Here is a 23648-nt window from a genome sequence, read left to right as displayed (position 1 = left end):
TTTTATAAAAATTATACCTTAATAGTTTTTAAATATAAATTATGTATTAAATTATAATTGAACTAATTCTTAAATTTCTTTTTATCATTTTTAGAACTTAGTAAAAGAATTCCAATTGCAATAAAACCTACTGCAAAATAAATCCCCCTAATTATTTCCCCTGTACGTGGTAAATTTGTTTTATTATTATTTTTTATATTATTACCTAAATTTATTTGATTGCTACTAGTTATACTATTGCCATCATCCCCCTCTGCTATAAATAACCAATCAACCCTTGCATATTTATCTTTATATTCATCTCCTATACCATCCCTTAATGTTGCCACTGCTTTAAACGTTTTACTACTATTAGGATCAAATACACCTAAAAGAATTTTTTCTTCACTCTTCTCATTTATAATTGGGCCTTTATAAATAACTTCATCCCCAAAACTGACTTCCAAATCAATAACTTTAAGCAAATCATATTCTTCTTCATTAGTTATTCTTTTTGCACTCATATAAAGACTATAAGCAAAATCATAATTATTCTCTATAATAAGAGTATTTTCTATCTCATCTCCAGGATTCATATTCAAATTTTCTAAAAATACTTTTTCTTCATTTATATTCATATTATTATTCATGTCTATTTTTATAATACTATTATTAACACCTAAAACATCTACTCCTCTAAAGCATAGAAAACAACATGATATTATTAAAACTTTTAAATATCCCTTCATAAAATTCCCCTTTAAATTTATACATCAAAATACATATAAAATTTTATATTCCAAAATTAAACTTACTGTTATTATTTTATATTTGATACTTTATCATAGCATTTTTTACAAGAGATGGTATATCACCCCAAACATCATCCAAAGCACTATTGGCATCTTGTACACTTTCCGCTGTCACTACTACATCAAAAGCTAAACTTTTATATATAATACTTGCATCTAGTGATAAAGTAACCGAATCTAAAAGAAGATTTGTTTCACCATTAGGTACAACTCTAGCAATATAGTAAAACCATCCATTATCTTCACCTAAATTTTTAACATTCGTCCATTTATCTTTCATATTATTTATATTATTAAGATTATCTTTATTAAAATTTAAAACTATCAAAGATTCATCTAAAGGAATTGCTTTTTTATTACTTGAAGCTTGTTCCTTTGTTAGATACTCATATTTTTTAACTTCTTTATCATTTCCCTGTTCATCTTCTTGTTTCTCTATTTTTTCAATATAATGCGTAACTATCTCACCTTTATATTTCCATACTTTATCTATTTTCACTCTTATAAATTGATTGTAATTCGCTGTATTTTTTATTTTAACTTCTTTTTTCTTTGTAGCACCAGGAATCATGTTCTTAGCACCTTCTCTATCAAAATTTTCTTCGATTTTTACTCCACTTTCTATATTATTTGCTTCACCAGAATTCACAGTTTCAAAAGCATTAGTTATACTATCTTTTGATGTAAACCACGCAAAGCTACCACCAATTAACCCAATAGCTAAAATTCCACCTATAAAAAGAGATACTATTTTCTTTTTACTCATTCTAAATCCCCTTACCCTTTTAAATATTAAAAAATCTATTTATTTTTCTTATAACCTTAAGCTATGTTTTAAAATTAAAACATAGCTTTTTAATTACATTTACTATTCACCTAAATTTTTTATTGCTTCTGGTGCAGTTTCCCAAGTTGCACTTACAGCTCCATTAGATGCTTGTACACTTTCTGCTGTAACTATTACATCAAACTTTAAATTTTTATATATATTATCTGCTTCACCTGATAATGTAACTGATTTTAATAATTGAGATGTAGATTGGTTTGGTTTAACTACACTATTATAATAGTAATATCCTACATCAGCCCCTAATTCAGTATCACTATTATTTATCCATTTATCCTTATCAAGATTTAATATTATTAAATTTTTATCTAATGATTGAGCTCCATCAGTACTAGATGCTTCTTCTTCAGTTAAATTTAAATATCGTATAGTTTGAGTTGTAACATCATTCCCTTGTTTATCTTGAGCCTTTCCTTCACTTATTATATAGTGAGTAACTACATTACCTTCAGAATTTTTCCATACCTTCTCTATTTTAGCCCTTATTAATTGATTATAACTTGCAGTATTAGTAACACTTACTTCCTTTTTTACTTTATCTCCTGGAGTCATATTTTCAGCATCACTTTTTTCAAAATCTTCCTTAATTTCTATACCACCATCTGTATTTCCTGGATTATTAGTACTTCCTGTTTGAAATGCATTAGTTACACTATCTTGTGATGTAAACCATGCAAGAGTTCCACCTATTGCCCCTATCGATAATATTCCTGCTATTAATAATGCTGACACTTTCTTTTTATTCATTTTAATTTCCCCCTAAATTTATAAATATTATTTATTTTTTTATATATCAAATACACTAATCAACTATCTTTAATTTTTTATTTTTAGTTTGCACCTTTGTTATTAGCATAAAAATAATGAATATTATAATTAATCCACCTATCATCAAAAGCATATTTTTTTGTATAAACATAGCTACTGCTCCCAGATAGGGTATAAATTTAACTACCTTACCTACTAAAAAACTCGAATCTACAGGATTTGAATCCTGCACATTATTTGCATCTCCCTTTGTTACAAACTTTATCCCATTAGCATTTTCTATATCTATCACTCTGTGAGTTGTTACATTATCTGTACTTGAACTTCTAAAAGTTATTACATCACCTTCTTGAATATTTTGAGGTGATACCTCTTTTACAATTATCAAACCACCTACTTTTATAGTAGGACTCATACTACCTGTTAAAACATTGTAAACTTTATACCCTAAAAAAGAAGGTGCTTGCCCTGTTTTACTCGCTCTTCCCATAATCAAAGTAATCAATAAAAGAAAAATAAGCACAGTATAAAACATTATGTTAGCCAACATGTTTATAAGTTTTTTCATAATCTAAGCACTTTCACCTCTAACTTTCTTTCTATCCCTTTATAATTTTATCTAATAATTGGCGTATGTTTTCGTCAGTAACAGTATCTTTATCATTAATATCTATATTCCAAAGTTTTTTACAAGCCTCTTCTGATACTTGAATAGCCTCTGATTTAACGTCTACCTGCAAATATTTATCTTTATATAAACCTACAAAATTTTCTCCTACTGTACTTTCATCAACTGCAGCTTGCACAGATTCTAAAAGTTCATTTGTAGTCTCTCCAGCATTTAAAATTGATGTATAATAATAATACCCATCATTTCCTTTAATCCACTTTCCTGAAATATTTCCATTAATACTTGTAATTAAATTTCCTTTTTTTAAATTGAGCTTTACAACATCTTCACTAACATTTCCCATTGAAAAAGGTGAATTTCCTTCTTTATCAATTGACCAACTAGGTGTTATATTAACTCTTACAAGAACGGGTATGATAGATTCATTTTTCACTTGAACTTTTTTATTTATTTTCTGCCCAGACCATCCCTCGCTAGGAGGTTTGAAGTCTGGTTCTTCAACCTCAATATCTATATCCCCATTTTGAAAATTATTTGTAACCTTATCCTCTGATATAAAATAAGCTGATGTTGTCCCCACCCTTATTCCAACTAGAAGGAAAGCTATTGCAACTAATGATATAAATATTCTCTTTTTCATAACTTTCCTCCTAATTAGTTATACTTACTGTTGCATCATACTTTATTGTATTTTTCTTATTGCTACTATCATAAAACAAATTACTATTTTTAAATCTATTTGTAATAACTCCGATATAATTATTGGTTAATGTGGTCATCTTTATAGTTTTTAAGCTTTTTGTACTAGACAATTCATCTTTAAAACAATTACTAACCAATTCATAATTCATTGGAACTACTTCAAATAATTCATAAGTTAGACCATAAGTTAAATTAGTAAATTCATATTCTTTATCAGGTATAGCCTCTACATTAATTTGTTCTTTTATCTCACCATTTTCATTTTTTCCTATCAACTTCAAAGTAAACGCAGTATCGTTTAAAACAGCATTCTCTACAACTTTTTTAACTTTTAATGATAATGGAGCTAACTTCATTTCCACAGAAGCATCACTAATTTTTTTAAAATTATCTCCAACATTTTTAAATAAAGTAACTGTGTTAGTTTCATCTTTAATCAACTCACCATTACTGTCACACTTCAATTTACTAGGAACCGTCCACCCTTTTGCTCTAATCTTCATAGTTTTTCCTTTATCTATACAAAAATTATCCGCATTTATTTTTTCCTCTTGTCCATCATCATTTATTAAATAAAACTCCCAATCATCATTATTTATCTTGTAATTTGTAAGTTCATCTTTTAAACTAAGATTTTCAACTGCTACCGCGGTTCCATTAGGAGTAATAGTATTATTTGTTATCTCAAATAAAAACTCCACTTTATCCCCCGAATACAAATCACCTGTAAATCTTTCTCCATTTTGTTTTTTAAATATAATTTCTTCTTCCCTAGTTACTTTTTCAATATCTTTAGTTATATTTATATTGATTTTATTATCACTTTCATCTGGTGTAATTGGCATATCTTTAATCTGCACTTTAACACTTGCCTGTCCATCATTTCTAAGACTTGTTTCACTTTCTTTATGAGTTGCACTTGAAATAACTGTATTCTCTACTACACCATTTGTCGCATCACTATCGCTTACTAAATATTTCAACAATTCTTTGCTCTGTACAACTATAATTTCATCTACATCTAAAGATTCTAAAGCACTTAGTCCACTTCCAATTACATTATCTTTATTTTTCTTAATAATTTCTAAATCAGAATCTTGAATTTTATTATCGTCTTTATAAACACCATCTTTATTTATTTTTATGCCAAGCATTTCATCAACAAATTCAATATCCGTAAGAGATACATTTCCATTATTTTCTAATAAAAATTCATAATAAATAGTTTCACCTGGATATGCAAACTTATCATTTGTCAATCTTATCTTTTCGTTATTATCATTTACCAAATAAGCATTTTTACTTACTGACATTTTAGGGATAAATTTCATATTTGTTTCTATTTTCAAATTAGACTCAGTTGTATGCCTTTCCATATAAAAAAAGTCAAAATTATATAATTTATTTATCTCAATTTTAAAATTTTTACTTTTATTTCCTAACCTATAAGAAACTATCCCGTACCCTTTATCACTTTCATCTTTTTTTATTGTAAAACTAGCACCTTGTTTAGCATGTACTCCTCCTAAATCAATAACAAGTTTACCATCTAAATAAACCCATACATCATCATCACCACTAAAATTAAAAGTTAGTTCATCTTCCCCATTAAAAGAAAAACTACTATGCGATTCTAAAGTAAAATGAAAATTATGAGTTTTTCCAAATTCTTCATTTGAAAATCCTTTATTATCTAGAGGGAAAAACCCGTTTTTACCACTATCAAAAGCATATTTTCCCTCACTTTGTTTTTTCAATTCTAAAAATCTTGTATCATTATCTTGGATATTCAAATCTTCAGAACCATTAACATCTTTAAACCAACTGTTCATTATATAATAAACATATTCGTAACAAGTATTAATACTAGATATACTTAATTGATTGCTATCATATAATGCTTTCGCTACTTCATATGTACCCAATCTTTCATTTTTTTCTCTTTCATTTCCTTGTTCATTTTTTAATATTCTCCCAAATACATTTGTATAATATTGATTTTTCTTATTTTTATTTTTTTCATATATTTCTTTTAAATTTTCATTTAAACTTTCAGCTACTTGCTTTATCGAATTTTGAGTGAATATAGGTTTTTTATTATTATCTAAGTTCTCTGCTACCATTCCTGCCCCCAACCACGGAATTTTATTTGAATCTCCTTCAAACAATACATAATCCATTCTAAAATCTCTTATAGTCACTGGAAATTCTATTACATTCGATTCATCTGATACACTCCACACACTTAAATCATCCTCTTGAGTAGCTTGTACAATTTGAACTCCTAAAGTTGATATAATATATATAATATTTGTTATTAATAATGAAATTATTGTGAACATCCGTAGCCTTTTCATTTCATCCCCCTTAATTATATTTTAAAAAATAAAATTTTTCTAAATTATTTTTTAGACATTATTCTATTTAATGTTTTTAATTTTTAGAACCTATATCTTATTTCCAATAATAATTTTACATATTTTTTACTATTATGTAAATATGTTTTAAAAAAATTAAGAATTTTTTACAATAAAATAATTTTAACAATAATTTATTCTATAAATACATCTAATAATATTAGTTTAGATTTTAAATTCTAATATGAAAACGATTATTTTTAATATTATAATAAATTTTATTAACATTACTTTTATTACAATACAAAAAAGCTATATCCTAGCTTAATTAACTAAAATATAGCTTTAATTATAATTTACACTATTATAATATGCTTTTTAAATATTCTATAAACGCATCTTTAAGTTCTGGCTTTCTAAGTGCGTATTCAACTGTTGCTTCTAAGAAACCTAATTTATCCCCAACATCGTATCTTCTACCTTCAAAATTATAAGCATAAATAGCTTCCTCACTCATAAGTTCTAAAAGAGCATCTGTAAGCTGAATTTCTCCACCTTTTCCTGGCTTTGTTCTTTCTAATATTTCAAATATACTAGGTGTTATTATGTATCTACCTAATATAGCCATATTACTTGGTGCTTCATCAACTGATGGTTTTTCAACCAATCCTTTAACCTTCGTAACATTTCCTTCTATTTTTAATCCATCAACTATTCCATATTTATCAACATCTCCATCTGGAACAGTTTGAACTCCTAAAACACTTGTTTTGTATTCATCATAACAGTCCATAAGTTGTCTTAAACAAGGTTTTCCCTCATTATAAACTATGTCATCTCCAAGCATAACTGCAAAAGGTTCGTTTCCAACAAAGCTTTTTGCACAATAAATTGCATGACCTAATCCTTTTGGTTCCTTTTGTCTTATAAAATGAATATCTACCATATTAGAAATGCTTTTAACCATTTCTAACATTTCTACTTTTCCTTTATGTTCAAGTTCAAGTTCAAGTTCAACTGACCTATCAAAATGGTCTTCTATACTTTTTTTATTTCTTCCTGTTATTATAAGTATTTCCTCAATTCCAGATTCTATTGCCTCTTCTATAATATATTGAAGAGTTGGCTTATCAACTATTGGAAGCATCTCTTTTGGTTGAGCCTTTGTTGCAGGTAAAAATCTAGTTCCAAGACCTGCTGCTGGTATAATTGCTTTTCTTATCTTTTTATCCATACTACTACTCTCCTAAAATATAATATTATGTTTTAATATATTCTATTATTTATTATACAATCTATTTTTACATAATAAAACCATACTTATATAACATTATCCTTTTACCTTAAACCAAAACAACTTCTTTTAAATTAGATTCTTGCCATCTCCAAGAATCCCTACACATATCATTAATATTTTTTGTTGCCATCCAATTAAGTTCTTTATTTGCTTTAGTTGGATCTGCATAACAAACTCCAATATCTCCTGCTCTCCTTTTAACTATTTCATAAGGCACTTTTCTTCCACTTTCCTTTTCAAAAGCTTCTATAACTTCTAAAACGCTATACCCCTTTCCCGTACCTAAATTATAAGTAAAAATTCCTGAATCCTTTTTTAATTTTTCTAATGCTTTTAAATGACCTTTAGCTAAATCAACTACATGAATATAATCTCTAACACCTGTACCGTCCTTTGTATTATAATCATTTCCAAAAACATTAAGTTTTGAAAGCTTACCTATTGCAACTTGTGTAATGTATGGCATCAAATTATTAGGAATACCATTTGGATTTTCTCCAATCAAACCACTTTCATGAGCCCCTACTGGGTTAAAATACCTCAAAATTGCTATATTAAAATTCTTATCAGCATTATATAAATCTCTTAAAATATCTTCTATAATAAGCTTACTCCTTCCATAAGGATTTGTAGCTGAAAGTTCAAAATCTTCTAATATAGGCATAGTTTTAGCCTCACCATAAACAGTTGCAGATGAACTAAACACAAAATTCTTAACATTATACTGCTTCATAGCTCTTAAAACATTTAATGTACTTATTAAATTATTTTCATAGTATTCTAAAGGTTTAGAAACTGATTCACCAACAGCTTTAAGAGCAGCAAAATGAATAACTGAATCTATCTTATTTTCTCTAAAAATTCTATAAACCTCATTTAAATTTATTAAATCTTCTCCATAAAATTTAAAAGTTTTGCCTGTTATAGTTTCAATTTTTTCCTTAACTTCTATTTTACTATTAACTAAGTTATCCACCACTATAACATTATCTCCTGCATTTAAAAGCTCAACTACAGTATGGCTTCCTATATATCCCATACCTCCTGTAACTAAAACATTCATAAATCTACCCCCATCAATTTATTAATTCCCTTAATAAAACTTTATAACATTTATTTTCTATATTCAACAATTTATTGTTATTTAATAAAATTTTAATAATATTACTTTAATCATAAAAAATCCTCTGCTTTTATACAGAGGATTTAAAAAACTAAAATATATATAAATTAATAAATAGATGTATCTGGTTTTTGTTGAGTTTTTGGATTATAGTATCTAAATTGATTTTCCACATCAGCTTTATCAAACCAATAACCTTTATTCACTAAAGTATTTCTAACTATAATTGTTATATCATTATTGTCTTTATCAATCGTAAATGTTTTTGTTTCTCTATTATAATTTTCCCAATCTTCCAATTTAACTATCTTGCCTCCACTTTCTACATAAACACCTACTTGCTCATAATTCATAGGAAGCAATTCCTCTATTTTGTACTGTCCTACTGTAAGATAACCAAGACTAGTATCATCATTTTTAGATATATCTGTATCTTTATCTTTCAAATAAAACTTTAATGTTTCCTCACTATTTTCGGTTAAATTAACAGTATATTTTTCATTTCCAACTACCGATATTGAAAATTTATCATCTTTGTTAACTTCATCATCAGAAACTTTATTCAATCGACCTAAAATTCCTTTTTCAACTATTTCTTTTTTTATTGTTATTGTTCCCTGTTTTAAAGGAATATTAACCTTTGGAATATTAAATACTTGCTCCTGTCCATTATTATAAGTTATCTTAGCTGAACTATTTGTTGGTATATTTTTTCCACCAAAATAAGTATCTTTTACTTTTACCTTAAATTTAACTATTACTCCAGCTTTACTTTCTCCCTCTTCTACTTCTATATTTCCTATTTCAAATTTTATATTATTTTTATCAACATCAACTTTCGGTTGTATATTTATAGGATTTCCTTTCAAATCAGTAAACGTCCAACTATTTTCTACAATATTAAAATAATCAGTTACACTATCTTCAATAAATACACTAGTGGCTACTGTATTATTAATATTATCTTTAATATCCTTACTGATATCAGTAAATATACTATTTATATTATCATTACTTAAATCTTGAGTATAATATTTTTCTCCGAATTTATCGGGGTCTATAACATTTTGTATTGTTTTTAAGAAATCAATAGCTCGTTTCTTTTCATTAGCACTAGCTTTTGTAAAAACACCTACACTATAAAATTTAGCATCTGGATAAGTAACACTACTAGATGTTTGATTCCAACTTGTAAAATATTTATTATATTCTTTTTTTGCAGCGTCTATATGCTTATCGCTAATAAAAATATTGACACTAGAATTAGACATTGTCGGAAATCCATCTGTAAAAAATACTACATATTTTTTAGCACCTTTTCTAGCCCCATAGTTAGTATCTCCTAATATTTTACCTGCCATCTCAATTCCAGCCTGTGTATTGGTTCCTATCTTCATCTCTGTATCACTATTTATATAATTTTTTTTTATATCTGTAATATTATCAAAGAATTTAGAGCTTTTTGCTGAAGAATTATAAGTAACTATCGCTATCTTTACATCTGAACCTTTAGTATTTGATAATATATTCTCAGCAAAATTTTTCGCTGCTTCATTAACACCAACAATTTTATCTTCCATACTCTTTGATTTATCTATAACCATAACAATATCAGCCTTAACATCTGTTTTAGTTGGCTCTCCTTCAGCCTTTAGCGTTATTTCAACTGTTTCATTGTCCACTAATTCAGCTGTTTTATTTATAGTTAATCCACTTGAAGTTGTTGTAGAATTATTTTCATTATTTTCGTTGTTTTCATTTTCTATTATGCTTCCATTAGCTACAACAACCTCATCTTCAGCTATATCATTATCAATATTTTCTTCAGCACCATTAATAGTATCTTCACTATTCGTATCATCAATAGCATCTTCTTGTACTGTATCATCTGCAACTTCATTTTCTATATTTTCTTTAGCTTCTTTTTCATTTTCTTCTGTTTTTTCATCTTCCTTTGTTATATCTTCTATAATTTCATTTTCTACATTCTCCTCTGTTGCTTCTTTTTCTGCTACAATACTTTCTAAGCTTACATATAGTTTTGGAAAATCAATTTCTGTATTTTCTTGATTATCTTCTTTATTTTCTAAAAGAGTATAAACAAGCTTTGTTTCTAATGTAACCTCTATATTTTCTTCAGCCTTTACCCCATCTTTTACTTTTACTAAAAATGAAACTTCAACTTCCTTTGTATCAATATCTCCAAATTCAATATTTGTTTTTTCTCCTTCAGTAGTTACTTTTACACTTTCTTTCTTATCCTCATCAATTCCTACCACATTAATGCTATTTTCAACTACTTCAAAACCGCTATTTAATGTATATTTTATACTAGCATTATAAATATTTATGTTTTCCTCATTATTTCCTTTTATTTTTAAGCTTACTTTTAATTCATCATCTGAAATCTTTTCTCCAGTCTTACTTAAAATAAGTTTTCCATCATCTGATACAATTTCATCATTATTTAATACATCTTTTATCCTTACAGATTTAGTGTCCTCAGCCTTTACAATAGATACTGGATTTATTAACCCTACTACCATTGTTATAACTAAAGTCATTATTACTGTTAATGATGCTATCTTTTTATTTTTATTCTTCATTTCAAATTAAACTCACTCCTTATATGATTTTGATTTTTTATTTATAATCACACCAATTACAATCAAAACTACACCAATTAAAGCAATATATTTTAAGAAATTTATTTGTCCTGTATATGGTAAACTAGTAGATGATTTTTGTGCATTTGAAACTGCACTATTAGTTGAAGTACTGTTGCTTATTGAATTTCCTCTATTAGTTGTAGTTCCACTACCTGTTGAACTTCCCCCATTCGTTGTATGCTTATTGCTACTTGGCTTATTGCTTGGCTTATCTGTTGAAGTATTATCATTAGAATCTTTTCTTACTGCTGTAAAAATCCAATTGACTTGAGCAAATTTATTTTTATACTCATTTCCAGTGCTTGGTCCATCCAATTCCACCTTAGCAAATAATGTTGCTTCTTCCCCCGGTTTAAACGTTCCTAAGCTTATATTATCCGTTATCTTATATTCACCACTAGTTGGACCTACATATATAACCTTGTCATCAAAAGTTATCTTTAAATCTAGCTTATCTAATAAATCATATTCTTCCTTTTCACTTACTCTTTCTGCCCTTAAAAAAAGCTCATAACTATCCTCATACTGATTCTTTATTTCTAAAGTTCTTTCAACACTATCCCCCGGTAACATGTTGTATCTATAAAGAAACATATCCTCAGTATTTGATATATGAACCAATCCATCCGCATTTCCTAATAATTGAACATTAGGGGGAGTCAACGTACTTGCCTCCCCCTTTATGCTAATTATTAAAAGAAGTGAAAGGGTTATTAAAACTGTTTTTATAAAACCCTTCATGTTCTCACTCCTTACTTGATTTCTGTTTTATTGACCAATTTAATCAATTTATTACATTTTATTGATTTATTCCACTTCCTCCACCTGCTCCATTTTCCGTATTTCCTCCTTCCGTATTTCCTCCTTCCGTATTTCCTCCTTCTGTATTTCCTCCTTCCGTATTTCCTCCTTCCGTATTTCCTCCATTCGCTTTAACTGGTGTTGCTGCAGTACCAGCATTATTCTCATTTCCTATAGCATCTAGTTTTACACACTCAGCTAATGCTTTTTTAACTTTATCACTTACATTTTCCCACTCTTTATATGCACCATTATCTGCTTGAATAGAATCAGCTTTAACTTCTACTTGATACTTTTGATTTTTATATTTATTTCCTGCTTCTGTTGATAATGTAACACTTTCTAATAAAGTATTAGTAAAGGTACCTCCAGAAACTTTTCCTATATAGTAGTAATAATCACCGTCTTTAAACCATTGTCCTTGTCTATCTCCTAAATTAGATTTAACAAAATTTAATTTTAAATAATCTAATTCTCTTTCTCCTGTCTCTTCTTTTTTATTTAATTTTCCATCTTCCCATTTAGGTGTTATTTTAACTCTTATAAACTGATCATAGGTACTTGTATTTTTAACTTGTACTAACTTGTCAGTTGTTGTTCCTGGAACAACATTTGTTGGTTCTTCGAATTTTTCCCATATATCAATTCCTGCATTTGAATCATCATCATTAGTTCCTCCAGTAGCAAATTTGTTTGTTACAGTATCTTGAGATGTAAACCACGCAAATGTTCCTCCAACGACTCCTGCTGTTAATGTTCCTGCCAACAACAAAGCACTTAATTTTTTCTTATTCATTTTGGTCCCCCTAATTAATTTTTAATTTATATCCTAAGACTATGTCAAAACACATTTTTATATAACTATACTTTATTGAAATTTTTATTTTTTTCTTCCTCATCTATAGATTTTAATCTTTTTCTAAGTCCTGCCCCTATAACAAATAACGCCATTAAAGCCATTACAAACACTATTATTTTTGTTAAATTATTTTTCATCCAAGCCATGACAGCCCCAACTTTAGGCACAAATTTTACAACTTTCCCTATTAAAACATCTGATTGTACTGGTGATGGATCTTCTACGTTATTCGCATCCCCTTGGGTAACATATTTTATAGCATTGTTTTCATTAATTATCTCCTTTACCCTATGCGTCGTTATATTATCAGAATTTGTACTACCAAATGTTATAATATCATTAACCTCTATCTCCTCTGGCTTTACTTCTTTGACTATCACCAAATCATTAATATTTATAGTAGGACTCATACTTCCCGTTAATACTGTAAAAAATTTATATCCAAAAAAGCTAGGCTGTACACCCTTTCTTACAGAATTTAACGAAAATCCTGAAATAGCAATTAACGTTATTAGAACTACATAAAATATGATATTGCCTAATAACTTCCAAACTTTATTTTTAGTCATTTTTCTCCCTCAACATAATTTAAAATTACTTTAAATATTTCATTATTTATTACATAAATTATTTAACATTGTTTTTATACTATTATTACTAATATTAGACCATGTTTTTTCATAAGCTTCCTTTGTTGCTTGTACAGCTTCTGCTTTTACATCTACTATTAATTTTTTTCCAGTATATCTATCTTGTAATTCCTTTGGTATATCGGCACTTACACTCTCTAATAAAATTTCAGTACTTCCATCTTTAGGAACTAAAGTATTATAATAATAATATCCGTCTCCACCATCTATCCATTTGTTTGATTCAGATGTACTTGCATCTGCTATATTTGCACTAGCCCAGTTCAACTTTATAATATTGGTATCTCCTGCCCATGCCTTTCCATTTTCATCTACCCATCTTGGAACTATTGCAACTCTTATAAGTGTATTTACATTACCGTTATTTTTAACCTTCACCTTTTTATCATAACTTTCCCCCTTCCAATTTTCTGGAGGGTCAAATTCTTCATCTACCTCTATATCAACATCCCCAGATACAAAGGCATTTGTGACCTCATCCTTAGACGAAAAATACGCATTAGTTCCAACAACAATCCCTACAATACTAACTAACATAGCAGTCAATATTATACTTAACTTGATATTCTTTTTTGTCATACTTGCTCCTTTTCCCTATACATTATTTTATTAATTTATATGTACTACTCTTTTCTTTAATTCAAATATAAATGATTCTACTAAGTTATTTTTTTAATTATCTTCATTTCAAACTATTTATTACCTAAAAACACAATACAACTCACAACAAAACATAATAAATCATAAAATCCACATATAAAACAAAAAGACTCTAGGTAACATACCTAAAGTCTTAAAACTTATCTCTCATAAAACACATAATACTTTTTATTCTTTCCCTCAATGACTTTTGGATTATTATTTTCTTTAAACCAAAACTTAATTTTATCGACAACATTTAAATTATATTTATTAACAGTTCCACTCCAAGCCCCATTGCTTTCCCACACAACTTTAAAATCATCTTTAACTAAACTATAAGAACCTGTTTTTCTAATCTCAGGAATAACCTCAAGTCTAATCCACTTTTTAAATCTAACACCAATAGGCTTATCCGTGTATTGAAGAAAACCATATAAACCATCTTCATAGAAAATAGCTACGGTTCTAGTTTTTTACTAATTATATTATTTACCGCTACATCTGTGGTAATGGGAAATTCTTTCAATTTATATCCCTTTAATACTTCATATTCAAAACCCAATTCAAAATCTGCTCTTTTAATACAATCTTGAATAGTTTTAGTTGAATCAGCATATTCAAGAACCTTCACAACTTAATTAGCAATAAAGCAAATTCTATCATTCCATAAAAAGTATGTATATCTTTTCCTTAAAAATTCTTAATAAATAAATCATTCATTCTATGACAATCCTCTAAACATTTTTCTTTAAACTTATTTTGAATATCTTCATCAACAGTGGTTGTAAATTATTTTTTTGACATAATACTCACCTTCCATAAATTATATATGTAAATATACAGCTATCTATACATTTTACATATTAAATTTATATAATCCTAATATATATTTAATATGTAAGAATATCTAAAACTTAAAAACAAAATTTGCCACTCCCTTAGATATGGTAGAGACATTTGTATAATAATTATCTCTACTCATAAAAATTTATATATCTTTATAATAAAATTAATTATACATAATAGACGATAAACTCCCTATTGTAGCTAAAATATTAAAATCTTCTTAATTTTATATTACCATTCACTAAGTTCCTTTATTCCTGGAATGCTATTCGGAATTTTATCATTATTCTCTAAGGGAACCATCCATATATTTATAGTTCCTGATTTACTATTTCCCTTAGTTACTAACTTCTTAACACCTGTATTTACAGTCTCACCTAAATTTATTTCATTAAAATAACTTTCAGCCTCTACAACTTCTAAACTCATATCTTCATCAGTTATAAGTTTCACATAAAATTTCTTATTATCTTGATACAACACAGCAGCTTTCCCATCACCAATTATCTCAATTTCTGCTTCAGTATGCATCTGCCATACTACTTCACTTTCCTCACTAAGTTCATACTCATCCCTTATTAATAATTCTTTTCTATTGTTTAATAGTTTAAATCCTCTATTAATATTTATAGCTTCATTATATGCTGACGTAATATCAACTATTGCAAAGGGCTCATCTTTTTCATTTAAATTTTTATCAATAATAGTAGCTTTAGCTTCTACAAATTGATCTGCTAACGAATTTGGATTAACTAAAAGTGTATTATGCCCTTCTGCTTTTTTTCTATAATAATTCCATCTTAATCCATTATTACTCATATCCCAATACCCTGGTAAATTATAGTTCTCACTTCCTAAATCAATAGCCCATCTAACTCCTAAAGCCTCAAAAACAAAACTTCCTATATCTAAATCTCCATGAGGCGATCCATTTTCGCCTCCCTTCAAGCCTAAAAATAGTCCATTCTTATCATTCCAACTACTTCTCATTGTTACTAATGATTGCTTTTCATAATACTTGTCTAGATTATCCAATTCTTCTCCTTTATAATATTTTTTATCGTACCAAAGTAAATCATATACTGATACCTTTCCTACCTCTTGCATATAGTATTTATGATACCAAGTCAAATCGCTATTTTTAAACCTCTTAGCAAACCAAAGATTCATATATCCATATGGTAAACTAATATTATTATCAGAAAAATTGAAAGTCCCTTTGTTTCCTGTCATGTATATTGGAAATTCACCTGTTTCTCTTAACCCGTAAAATTCTGTAAAATTAAATTTATTTTTAACAGCACTATCTAGCATAGCAAAATAATATACTAAATATCTAGTTCCATAATTCCAATAAGATAGTCCTTCGATATATGCACCATCTGAATAATATTGTATTAAACCATTTTTTACTGATTTTAAAGATTCCTTAACAACATCTAAAGCTAAATCACCAAATTGTGAATCTGATAATGCTAGGGCCAATGCCGTAAATCCTCCGTTACACACAGAATTCCAATTAAACTCATTTTCAACAAAAGAATGAGATGAATTTTGATACATCGGTAAAACAATATCTAATGCTTTTCCTTTAGCTGCAATTTCTATAATGCCCCTTTGCTCATTACTTAAATAATGATATAGCCAATCATACCCTATAGCAATTCCAAAAGATATATTTGCAGTATCTAGAAGATGGTCATCACTCCAATCTTTATAATTTAAACAAATATTTTCAATCTCTTTCCATGCCCTTTCTGCATATATCGTATCTTTAGTTATTTTATACATAAAACTTAAATCTATGATATATTCAGCAGCTAAAGTTTTTAATCTTACTCCATCTGGCTTTTCATAAGCAATAATATCCTTTTTTAATATTTTATCAGCTTCTTCTTTAAATGTCTCAAACCAACTTATTAAATTCTCATCTGTCTTGATATTTTTCTTTAGCTTATTAAACTCGCTTTCTGTTGCTAAAAGTTTTGGGTGAGCTTCTTCCACCCTAATTTCTATATCATCCTCTACACCTATTGATGATAAGACATCTAAATCACCATCTTCTTTAGCATTTTCATATGGATTTATTATAATATCATCTATCCACACATCACCACTTGCATTATCATAAAGATATTCAAAGTGCAGATTACTTAACTCTTGTTGTGGTAACTCTAGTATATATTCATATTTAATCCAATCTTGATTTTTCGAAATTGGAATATTTACTACTGGATAATTTTCAATTTTATTTCCTTCAGCATCATTATATTGAAGCCTTATCTTTAATCCATCTCCAATAAAATTTTCACTTTTTATCCATTGCGTAATCCTTAGTGCTTTTCCTTGAATATAAGTTGGTATTTTAGTAATACTTTGACTTAGAGTTCCCCTTGAGTTTTCACTTTCTTTATTACTAAATAATTTTATCGAATTTTTTCCTAACTTTGATATCGAACTATCTATAATAGCAATAAATTCTCCATTACTATTCCAAATTCCCCACTTAAAAGGCTTATCATTGGTATTTCCCTCTTCAAAACTTAAATTTTCAAATAAGCTATTATCATTTTTCCAAATCTTTTCATCTTTAAGTTCTAAAATCACTTGTTTTGAATCTTTAATTATAAAAACTCTTATTACTCCAACTAACAATATCACTAATAAAACTATATATTTATAAATTACCTTCAACTTCATACCGATATCCTCTATATTTATCATTTAATAATATTATTGCTTTTTATCATTTTATTTAGTATTTCTAATAGTTAAGACACTTTTTCAATATCTCTCACATCAATACCTTTTCTTTTAAATATTATATTTTTAACTAGCAAATATTCTTTTGTAATGACTAATCCTATTAGATAACATATAATACCTACTGATAGTTTTATTATTACACTTAATAATATATTTGAAATACTAAAATTATTTAATAATAAATATCCTAATATCATAATACCTCCTATAATAGGGATATTTTTCAATTCAATTAGAAATTCTACAAAATTCCTATTAAATACTTTAGTTATAAGTACATAAAAACACTGAATAAAATTAAATAAAAATGAAATTGATACTCCTATTGCTAAACTTACAATATCACCTTTTATTATTCCAAACATTATTGCAGATACTGTAAATATAGAAGATATAACTCCAGTTGAAAATAATTTATCCACTTCTCCTGTTGCCTGAAATATTGATCCTATACTAGATAAAATCATTTGTACCACTATAGATAATGATAATATTTTAAAAATTGGAATTGCTATATCCCAATTAGAACCATACATTATTCTTATTATCTCTTTTGAGGAAAAAAAGCAAAATACTGATATAAAAATTCCTATATAAGCTAAAATTTTCACTACTTTCATATATGATTCATATATTATTTCTCTATTATTCTGATATTCTGATAATACTGGATGTAATACAGGTGTAATAACATGGGTTAAATTTTGTATTGGATATAACATAAGTTTATATGCTTTATCATAATAAGCTAGACTATTAGCTCCTAAAAATTTTCCTGTTAATATATTATCTAAATTTCTAGTAAAATAATTTATAAAATTAAACGAAAATTGATAAGTTGAATAACTTTTTATTTTTTTTATGGAATCAATTTCAAATCCTTTCTCAATTTTAAGGCCACAGAAAATTAGAGAAATAATAAATATAAAGCAGCTTTTCAACACAGAATCAACAACTAAAGCATAATATGATAATCCGTAAAATGCTAGTGCAATAGTTATAATTCCAACTATTATATTTACACTAATATTTATAATTCCTGCTAATTTAAAATTCTTATTTTTAAGTATTACGGCATTTGGAACTATTTTTAATATATTAAACATTACAGAAAATGCAAGCATAAATCCTAACGTAACATAAATTTTATTGGAATAAAAAAACGATATAAAATAAGAAAAAATATAAAATAGAATTCCTATTATTACCGAAGCAATTATAGAAAATTTAAATATATTTGATATATCTTTATTTTCTAATGTTTTATCTTGAATTATTGCTGGTCCTATTCCCATATCACCTAAAATTGTGAAAAATGTTGTAAAAACTGTTATTACAGCTACTACACCAAATTCCTCTGGGCCTAATAATCTTGCTAATATTGAATTTATTATTAACTGAACTATTATATTACTATATTTGGATATGAATGTTATAAACATTCCTCTTCTTAAGTTAACATCACTAGTCAAAATTATCCTCCTTAAACTATTAAATGATTCTTTGAATCAATAATGTTTTCTTCTAAAATATTTCTCCATTTATTTACTATATTATCTATATCAAAATTTTTTGCTCTCTCTATTGCTTCCTTAGACATTTTCAATCTTATTTGTTCATTATCAATTAAATATATTATCTTTTCTGATAATTGATTTATATCTTCTTTAGAAACTAATACTCCATTGACTCCATTTTTATTTATAATTTCCTTGGGTCCTGAATTTTCAAAAGCAACTACTGGTAAACCACATTCCATAGCTTCAGTTATAACTAATCCAAATCCTTCCCATCTAGAGGTAGATACAAATATTGATGATTCCAAATAATAGCTTTTAATATTTGTAGTAAAATTTTTTAACTTAACTACATCATTCAAATTTTCTTCTCTAATTAATTCAACTAGCTTGTCTTTATCTTTACCTTCTCCAACTATAGTTAATGTCCAATCCTTTCTTTTTATGGATACTTTTTTAAATGCTTTTATTAATAAATCTAACCCCTTTTGCTGCTCAAGCAATCTTCCAACAAATAATATATTCTTTTTTAAACAATTAGATTTTTCCTTTGATTGAAAGCTTAAAGGATTATATATGGTATTACACTCTATACCCATACTATTTTTATATTCAAACTTATCTTGATTTGTAAGAACTACACATTGATTTAATTTAGGTATATACTCTTTAAATAGCTTGTCTTGTTTCCAGTAATATTTATTTATATTATTAAAATAGGCATCATAAGAATTGTGTTGCCATCCTATAGTTTTGGCATTTATCCTATCTGATATAATTGCTAATAAAAGACTATACCTTCCTTCAACCCCTATTACATAATTATACTTATTTAAATTTATATAGTTTGTCAAACTTTCTTGTAATTCCTCTGGATAATACACATTTTTCAAAATATTAGGTGAAATTTTATGATTTATTATATTACTTTTCTCATTTAACTTCTTTATAACCTTAGAATATAACTTATCACTAATAGTTTTTTTATTAGTTTTTAGCCCAAGTTGAACGTGTATATCTTCATTTAAACTATATAAATTTCTATTTAAATTAACTTCCTTATTAATACATAATATATCAACTTCACAATATCTATTTAATTCATTAGCAAGTACTGATACAACCCTTTGAACTCCTCCCAAATTAAATATTGTTGACGTAATAAAACAAATTTTCATAATTATCCTCAATTTAAACAGCAATTCTTCAGCTGTATATTTTTATTTTTATAAATAATTAAATAAATTAATAAATAATAAAATATATTATTTATCAAGTAATATTGATTTGGATTATAATTACAACAAACAAAGTTTGCTAAAAATAATCCAATCACAAATGATTTTTCTATATTTTCTTCAACACACTTCAATGCCTTTAATAATAAAAATATATTTAATATTAAGAATAAAATAAATATAAACACTCCTTGTTCAGCTAAAATATTTATATATTGAGAATGTATATCTATATCTTTATATCCTAAATTATAATATGCATAATATTTATATTGCCCTGGTCCTATTCCTATAAAAAAAGTATTATTAGGAATAATTTTTTCAAAAATATTATTAAATTGTATATCTCTCCACATTGAAGTATTTCCTCTTTTAATAAAAAGAATATTATATATTTGTTGTCCAAATGAAATTATAACCAATAATGATATGAAAATACTTATTATTAATATTCGTACTTTTTTCAAAATATATTTTATAGTGTTCCATTTAGTGAATAACAAATATACTAATAATTCTATAAATATAGTTAAATACCCTATTCTTGTTAATGTTAATATGGAAAATATAACTGTAAATATTAGAGCTATCAGATCAATTTTTTTTCTATTCTTTATATAATTAAAAAATACTATTGAAAATAATATAGCGGAAAAATTCCCTCCTGAATTATTAGTACCGGCAAAACCTACTATTCTCTTTACTATATTAGATCCATTTCCATAATATATACTTTGACTAAACATTCCAGGCAAAAGCTTCTTTCCAGTAATATACTGAACTATACTTAAGCTCCCATTAAAAATGGCTATATAATTAATAAAATTTCTTATATTATCAAAATCAATATATCTTAAACTTTTATATGTTTTAGATATTAAATATATACTAAAATACATGATAAAAATATTTAAAAACTTAGCAACATCATATATTTGTTCTTTTGTCCAATAAATTAATGTATTTGCTAGTATAATTAATAATATCAATTCATCAAATGTTAATTTAAATGATTGAATATTTGATATAGATATAACTATAGTAATCATTATAAAGAATACTAATGGTATATATACATAACTTACTTCTTCTATAATAAGCTGGCTACTATTCATATATATTGATATATTACTACATATACCTAACATTATAAGTATTATATTTATATACTTATATTTATTTTTCAAAAAAAACATATTCATTATTAGAACTAGAAAACAACTTATTAATACAATTAAATAACTTTTCAATTCATATCCCCACCATATTTCATTCGTAATTAACGTAAATTATTATATATTTTTTCACCCACTTTCATAGCAAAAAAATTCTTATATGCTTCTTTATTCATTGGATTATTAATAAATGCTTTACTATAAAATTCTTTTGCTTGATTAAATTGATTGAATCTTCTATAAATCCTAGCAATATTTAAATTTTGATAACAAACTATTTTATTTTTATATTTTCTATATTTAATATCTTGACTCAATATATTATTAACCTTATCTATTATATATTTATGACCTTCCAATACTCTTTCCATATTTCCTGAAATACTTTCTGAATGAATATAATATTTTAAAAGGGGCTCATCAATCTTTGCTATTTTATGCTTTTGAGCTACATTTATATAAAAATCCCAATCCTGACAACTCACTAATCCTTCCTTAAACATTCCTACATCATCAAATATTTCTTTTTTAACAATAATAAGGGACGTACTTCCTATTATATTTTCACATAATAATCCATAATAATTATCTCTATACTTTTTTGACTTGTGAATTTTAGATTTTCCAGTTTTACAATCAATCAAATACATATTTGAATAAACTATTCCTATACTTTTCTCTTTTTCAAAAATTAGTGTACTTTTCTCCAATTTATTTTCTGTCCATTCATCATCACTATCTAGGAATGCTATATAATATCCCTTTGCAACTTTTATTCCTGTATTTCTAGCTACACAGGCTCCTTTATTTACCGAATGTTTAATATACTTTATAAATGAATATTTTTCCATGTATGATTTTATTACTTTATACGTATTATCTGTAGAATTATCATCAACTATTATTATTTCTATATTTTTATATGTCTGGTTTAATACACTGTCTATAGATCTTTGTATTAATTTTTCTCTATTGTATGTTGGTATAATTATACTAACCAATTTATTCATATAACCCCCACTAATTTATCGTAATAAACATATTGATTTCATAATATAGTTATATACTTGAATTCTTTTAAATTTAGACTTAATTAATATATTTATTGCATTAACAGTTCCTCTAATTATTTTTTTAGATTTTATCTGTTTTTTTGCTACTTGAAATCTTTCATGATTTAATAAAAATTCTTCTATAGATTTTTTTTTAATTTTTTTAATATCTTGTTTTACATTGTATTTTTTTGAATCTTTTAAAGCTTTCTTATAATTCTTACTTATAATTTGAGAATTGATTTCTTGATATGCTCTTTTTGATTTTGTTATTCCACTTTTTCTTACTCTATATTTAACTAAATAGTCATCCATATATTTCACTTTATATCCATTTATAATTGCTCTACATAAAAAATCATAGTCTTCAGCATAACTTACATCATTATATTTTACTAATTGGTTAAGAATTTCTCTCTTAAACATCCATGTTGGATGAATAGATACATTCCCATACTTTAAGCATTGTTTTAACATACAATCATCTTTTAATACACTGCTTTTTTTATTGGTAATATCCAAACCATTTTCATCAATAAAATTTACTCTTCCCATAACAAAATCTACATTAGTATTTTTTATATAGTTAACTTGCTTTTCTATTCTATCTCCATAACTTATATCATCAGCGTCCATTCTAGCTATATAGTTTCCTTTACTGTTTTTCAAACCTATATTCAATGACTTTGTTAATCCAATATTTTTATTATTAAATATAATTTTTACTTTAGAATTATGTTTATATTTACATAGTAAATTCACCAATTCAATATTATTAGGATTATCACAAATTATAATAAACTCTATATTTTTGTAACTTTGATTTAATATCGAGTCTATACATAATCTTATCCATTCGCTTTTTTCATTATAACAGGACATTATTACAGATACTAAAGGTAAACTCATATAAATTC

General features: G+C 26.3%; 21 protein-coding genes. All 21 read right to left on the bottom strand.

Annotation, left to right across the window (positions count from 1 at the left end; translation table 11 throughout):
* Positions 1-62 precede the first annotated feature (62 nt).
* Positions 63-728, bottom strand: coding sequence for a hypothetical protein (locus HH195_RS02095; RefSeq protein ID WP_196371404.1), 666 nt, complete (start codon positions 726-728; stop codon positions 63-65).
* Between the two features lie 76 nt (positions 729-804).
* A complete protein-coding gene (locus HH195_RS02090; RefSeq protein WP_196371403.1) occupies positions 805-1557 on the bottom strand; it encodes a BsaA family SipW-dependent biofilm matrix protein in 753 nt (250 codons plus the stop codon).
* A 102-nt stretch (positions 1558-1659) separates the two neighbouring features.
* On the bottom strand, positions 1660-2385 hold the full coding sequence (locus HH195_RS02085; RefSeq protein WP_196371402.1) for a BsaA family SipW-dependent biofilm matrix protein: 726 nt from the start codon (positions 2383-2385) through the stop codon (positions 1660-1662).
* 55 nt (positions 2386-2440) lie between these two features.
* Positions 2441-2974 (bottom strand): signal peptidase I, encoded by a 534-nt coding sequence (locus HH195_RS02080; protein ID WP_196371401.1) that lies wholly within the window; start codon positions 2972-2974, stop codon positions 2441-2443.
* Positions 2975-3005: 31 nt separating this feature from the next.
* Positions 3006-3677: a BsaA family SipW-dependent biofilm matrix protein gene (locus tag HH195_RS02075; protein WP_196371400.1), complete on the bottom strand. Its 672-nt coding sequence runs from the start codon at positions 3675-3677 to the stop codon at positions 3006-3008.
* A gap of 10 nt (positions 3678-3687) precedes the next feature.
* Positions 3688-6096, bottom strand: a complete 2409-nt coding sequence (locus tag HH195_RS02070; protein ID WP_196371399.1) for a fibro-slime domain-containing protein — start codon at positions 6094-6096, stop codon at positions 3688-3690.
* Positions 6097-6460: 364 nt separating this feature from the next.
* Complete coding sequence (gene galU, locus HH195_RS02065; protein WP_055258221.1) at positions 6461-7330, bottom strand: UTP--glucose-1-phosphate uridylyltransferase GalU; 870 nt, start codon at positions 7328-7330, stop codon at positions 6461-6463.
* A 109-nt stretch (positions 7331-7439) separates the two neighbouring features.
* A complete protein-coding gene (gene galE, locus HH195_RS02060; protein WP_196371398.1) occupies positions 7440-8456 on the bottom strand; it encodes a UDP-glucose 4-epimerase GalE in 1017 nt (338 codons plus the stop codon).
* A 167-nt stretch (positions 8457-8623) separates the two neighbouring features.
* Positions 8624-11122: a vWA domain-containing protein gene (locus tag HH195_RS02055; RefSeq protein WP_196371397.1), complete on the bottom strand. Its 2499-nt coding sequence runs from the start codon at positions 11120-11122 to the stop codon at positions 8624-8626.
* A 12-nt stretch (positions 11123-11134) separates the two neighbouring features.
* On the bottom strand, positions 11135-11926 hold the full coding sequence (locus tag HH195_RS02050) for an LPXTG cell wall anchor domain-containing protein (protein WP_196371396.1): 792 nt from the start codon (positions 11924-11926) through the stop codon (positions 11135-11137).
* 58 nt (positions 11927-11984) lie between these two features.
* Positions 11985-12782, bottom strand: a complete 798-nt coding sequence (locus HH195_RS02045; RefSeq protein WP_196371395.1) for a BsaA family SipW-dependent biofilm matrix protein — start codon at positions 12780-12782, stop codon at positions 11985-11987.
* Positions 12783-12847: 65 nt separating this feature from the next.
* Positions 12848-13414, bottom strand: a complete 567-nt coding sequence (locus HH195_RS02040) for a signal peptidase I (RefSeq protein ID WP_196371394.1) — start codon at positions 13412-13414, stop codon at positions 12848-12850.
* A gap of 42 nt (positions 13415-13456) precedes the next feature.
* A complete protein-coding gene (locus tag HH195_RS02035) occupies positions 13457-14074 on the bottom strand; it encodes a BsaA family SipW-dependent biofilm matrix protein (protein WP_196371393.1) in 618 nt (205 codons plus the stop codon).
* A 221-nt stretch (positions 14075-14295) separates the two neighbouring features.
* Entirely contained in the window at positions 14296-14445 is a 150-nt protein-coding gene (locus HH195_RS12510) for a hypothetical protein (RefSeq protein WP_243278531.1), read from the bottom strand.
* 149 nt (positions 14446-14594) lie between these two features.
* Positions 14595-14768 carry a hypothetical protein gene (locus tag HH195_RS12505; RefSeq protein WP_243278530.1) on the bottom strand — a complete coding sequence of 58 codons (174 nt, stop codon included), beginning with the start codon at positions 14766-14768 and terminating at the stop codon, positions 14595-14597.
* Positions 14769-15214: 446 nt separating this feature from the next.
* Positions 15215-17683 (bottom strand): heparinase II/III domain-containing protein, encoded by a 2469-nt coding sequence (locus HH195_RS02025; protein ID WP_196371392.1) that lies wholly within the window; start codon positions 17681-17683, stop codon positions 15215-15217.
* Positions 17684-17754: 71 nt separating this feature from the next.
* Complete coding sequence (locus HH195_RS02020) at positions 17755-19221, bottom strand: lipopolysaccharide biosynthesis protein (protein WP_243278529.1); 1467 nt, start codon at positions 19219-19221, stop codon at positions 17755-17757.
* 11 nt (positions 19222-19232) lie between these two features.
* The gene (locus HH195_RS02015) at positions 19233-20444 is read right to left on the bottom strand and encodes a glycosyltransferase family 4 protein (RefSeq protein ID WP_196371391.1); all 1212 of its coding nucleotides are present in this window, start codon (positions 20442-20444) and stop codon (positions 19233-19235) included.
* A gap of 8 nt (positions 20445-20452) precedes the next feature.
* Complete coding sequence (locus HH195_RS02010) at positions 20453-21754, bottom strand: O-antigen ligase family protein (RefSeq protein WP_207750876.1); 1302 nt, start codon at positions 21752-21754, stop codon at positions 20453-20455.
* 29 nt (positions 21755-21783) lie between these two features.
* Positions 21784-22689 carry a glycosyltransferase family 2 protein gene (locus HH195_RS02005; RefSeq protein ID WP_196371389.1) on the bottom strand — a complete coding sequence of 302 codons (906 nt, stop codon included), beginning with the start codon at positions 22687-22689 and terminating at the stop codon, positions 21784-21786.
* 15 nt (positions 22690-22704) lie between these two features.
* Positions 22705-23640, bottom strand: a complete 936-nt coding sequence (locus tag HH195_RS02000; protein WP_196371388.1) for a glycosyltransferase — start codon at positions 23638-23640, stop codon at positions 22705-22707.
* Positions 23641-23648 lie beyond the last annotated feature (8 nt).

Origin of the sequence: Candidatus Sarcina troglodytae, from assembly GCF_015708635.1 — a bacterium.
GTDB lineage: Bacteria > Bacillota > Clostridia > Clostridiales > Clostridiaceae > Sarcina > Sarcina ventriculi.
This window is presented reverse-complemented; position numbering and strand designations above follow the sequence as displayed.

Bases quoted from the DNA above. Each gene is read 5' to 3' on its own strand.
- HH195_RS02095 (WP_196371404.1), bottom strand. From the start codon at position 728: ATGAAGGGATATTTAAAAGTTTTAATAATATCATGTTGTTTTCTATGC.
- HH195_RS02080 (WP_196371401.1), bottom strand. From the start codon at position 2,974: ATGAAAAAACTTATAAACATGTTGGCTAACATAATGTTTTATACTGTG.
- HH195_RS02025 (WP_196371392.1), bottom strand. From the start codon at position 17,683: ATGAAGTTGAAGGTAATTTATAAATATATAGTTTTATTAGTGATATTG.
- galE (WP_196371398.1), bottom strand. From the start codon at position 8,456: ATGAATGTTTTAGTTACAGGAGGTATGGGATATATAGGAAGCCATACT.
- HH195_RS02070 (WP_196371399.1), bottom strand. From the start codon at position 6,096: ATGAAAAGGCTACGGATGTTCACAATAATTTCATTATTAATAACAAAT.
- HH195_RS02090 (WP_196371403.1), bottom strand. From the start codon at position 1,557: ATGAGTAAAAAGAAAATAGTATCTCTTTTTATAGGTGGAATTTTAGCT.
- HH195_RS02055 (WP_196371397.1), bottom strand. From the start codon at position 11,122: ATGAAGAATAAAAATAAAAAGATAGCATCATTAACAGTAATAATGACT.
- HH195_RS02015 (WP_196371391.1), bottom strand. From the start codon at position 20,444: ATGAAAATTTGTTTTATTACGTCAACAATATTTAATTTGGGAGGAGTT.
- galU (WP_055258221.1), bottom strand. From the start codon at position 7,330: ATGGATAAAAAGATAAGAAAAGCAATTATACCAGCAGCAGGTCTTGGA.
- HH195_RS02035 (WP_196371393.1), bottom strand. From the start codon at position 14,074: ATGACAAAAAAGAATATCAAGTTAAGTATAATATTGACTGCTATGTTA.
- HH195_RS02075 (WP_196371400.1), bottom strand. From the start codon at position 3,677: ATGAAAAAGAGAATATTTATATCATTAGTTGCAATAGCTTTCCTTCTA.
- HH195_RS02000 (WP_196371388.1), bottom strand. From the start codon at position 23,640: ATGAGTTTACCTTTAGTATCTGTAATAATGTCCTGTTATAATGAAAAA.
- HH195_RS02050 (WP_196371396.1), bottom strand. From the start codon at position 11,926: ATGAAGGGTTTTATAAAAACAGTTTTAATAACCCTTTCACTTCTTTTA.
- HH195_RS02040 (WP_196371394.1), bottom strand. From the start codon at position 13,414: ATGACTAAAAATAAAGTTTGGAAGTTATTAGGCAATATCATATTTTAT.
- HH195_RS02045 (WP_196371395.1), bottom strand. From the start codon at position 12,782: ATGAATAAGAAAAAATTAAGTGCTTTGTTGTTGGCAGGAACATTAACA.
- HH195_RS02085 (WP_196371402.1), bottom strand. From the start codon at position 2,385: ATGAATAAAAAGAAAGTGTCAGCATTATTAATAGCAGGAATATTATCG.
- HH195_RS02005 (WP_196371389.1), bottom strand. From the start codon at position 22,689: ATGAATAAATTGGTTAGTATAATTATACCAACATACAATAGAGAAAAA.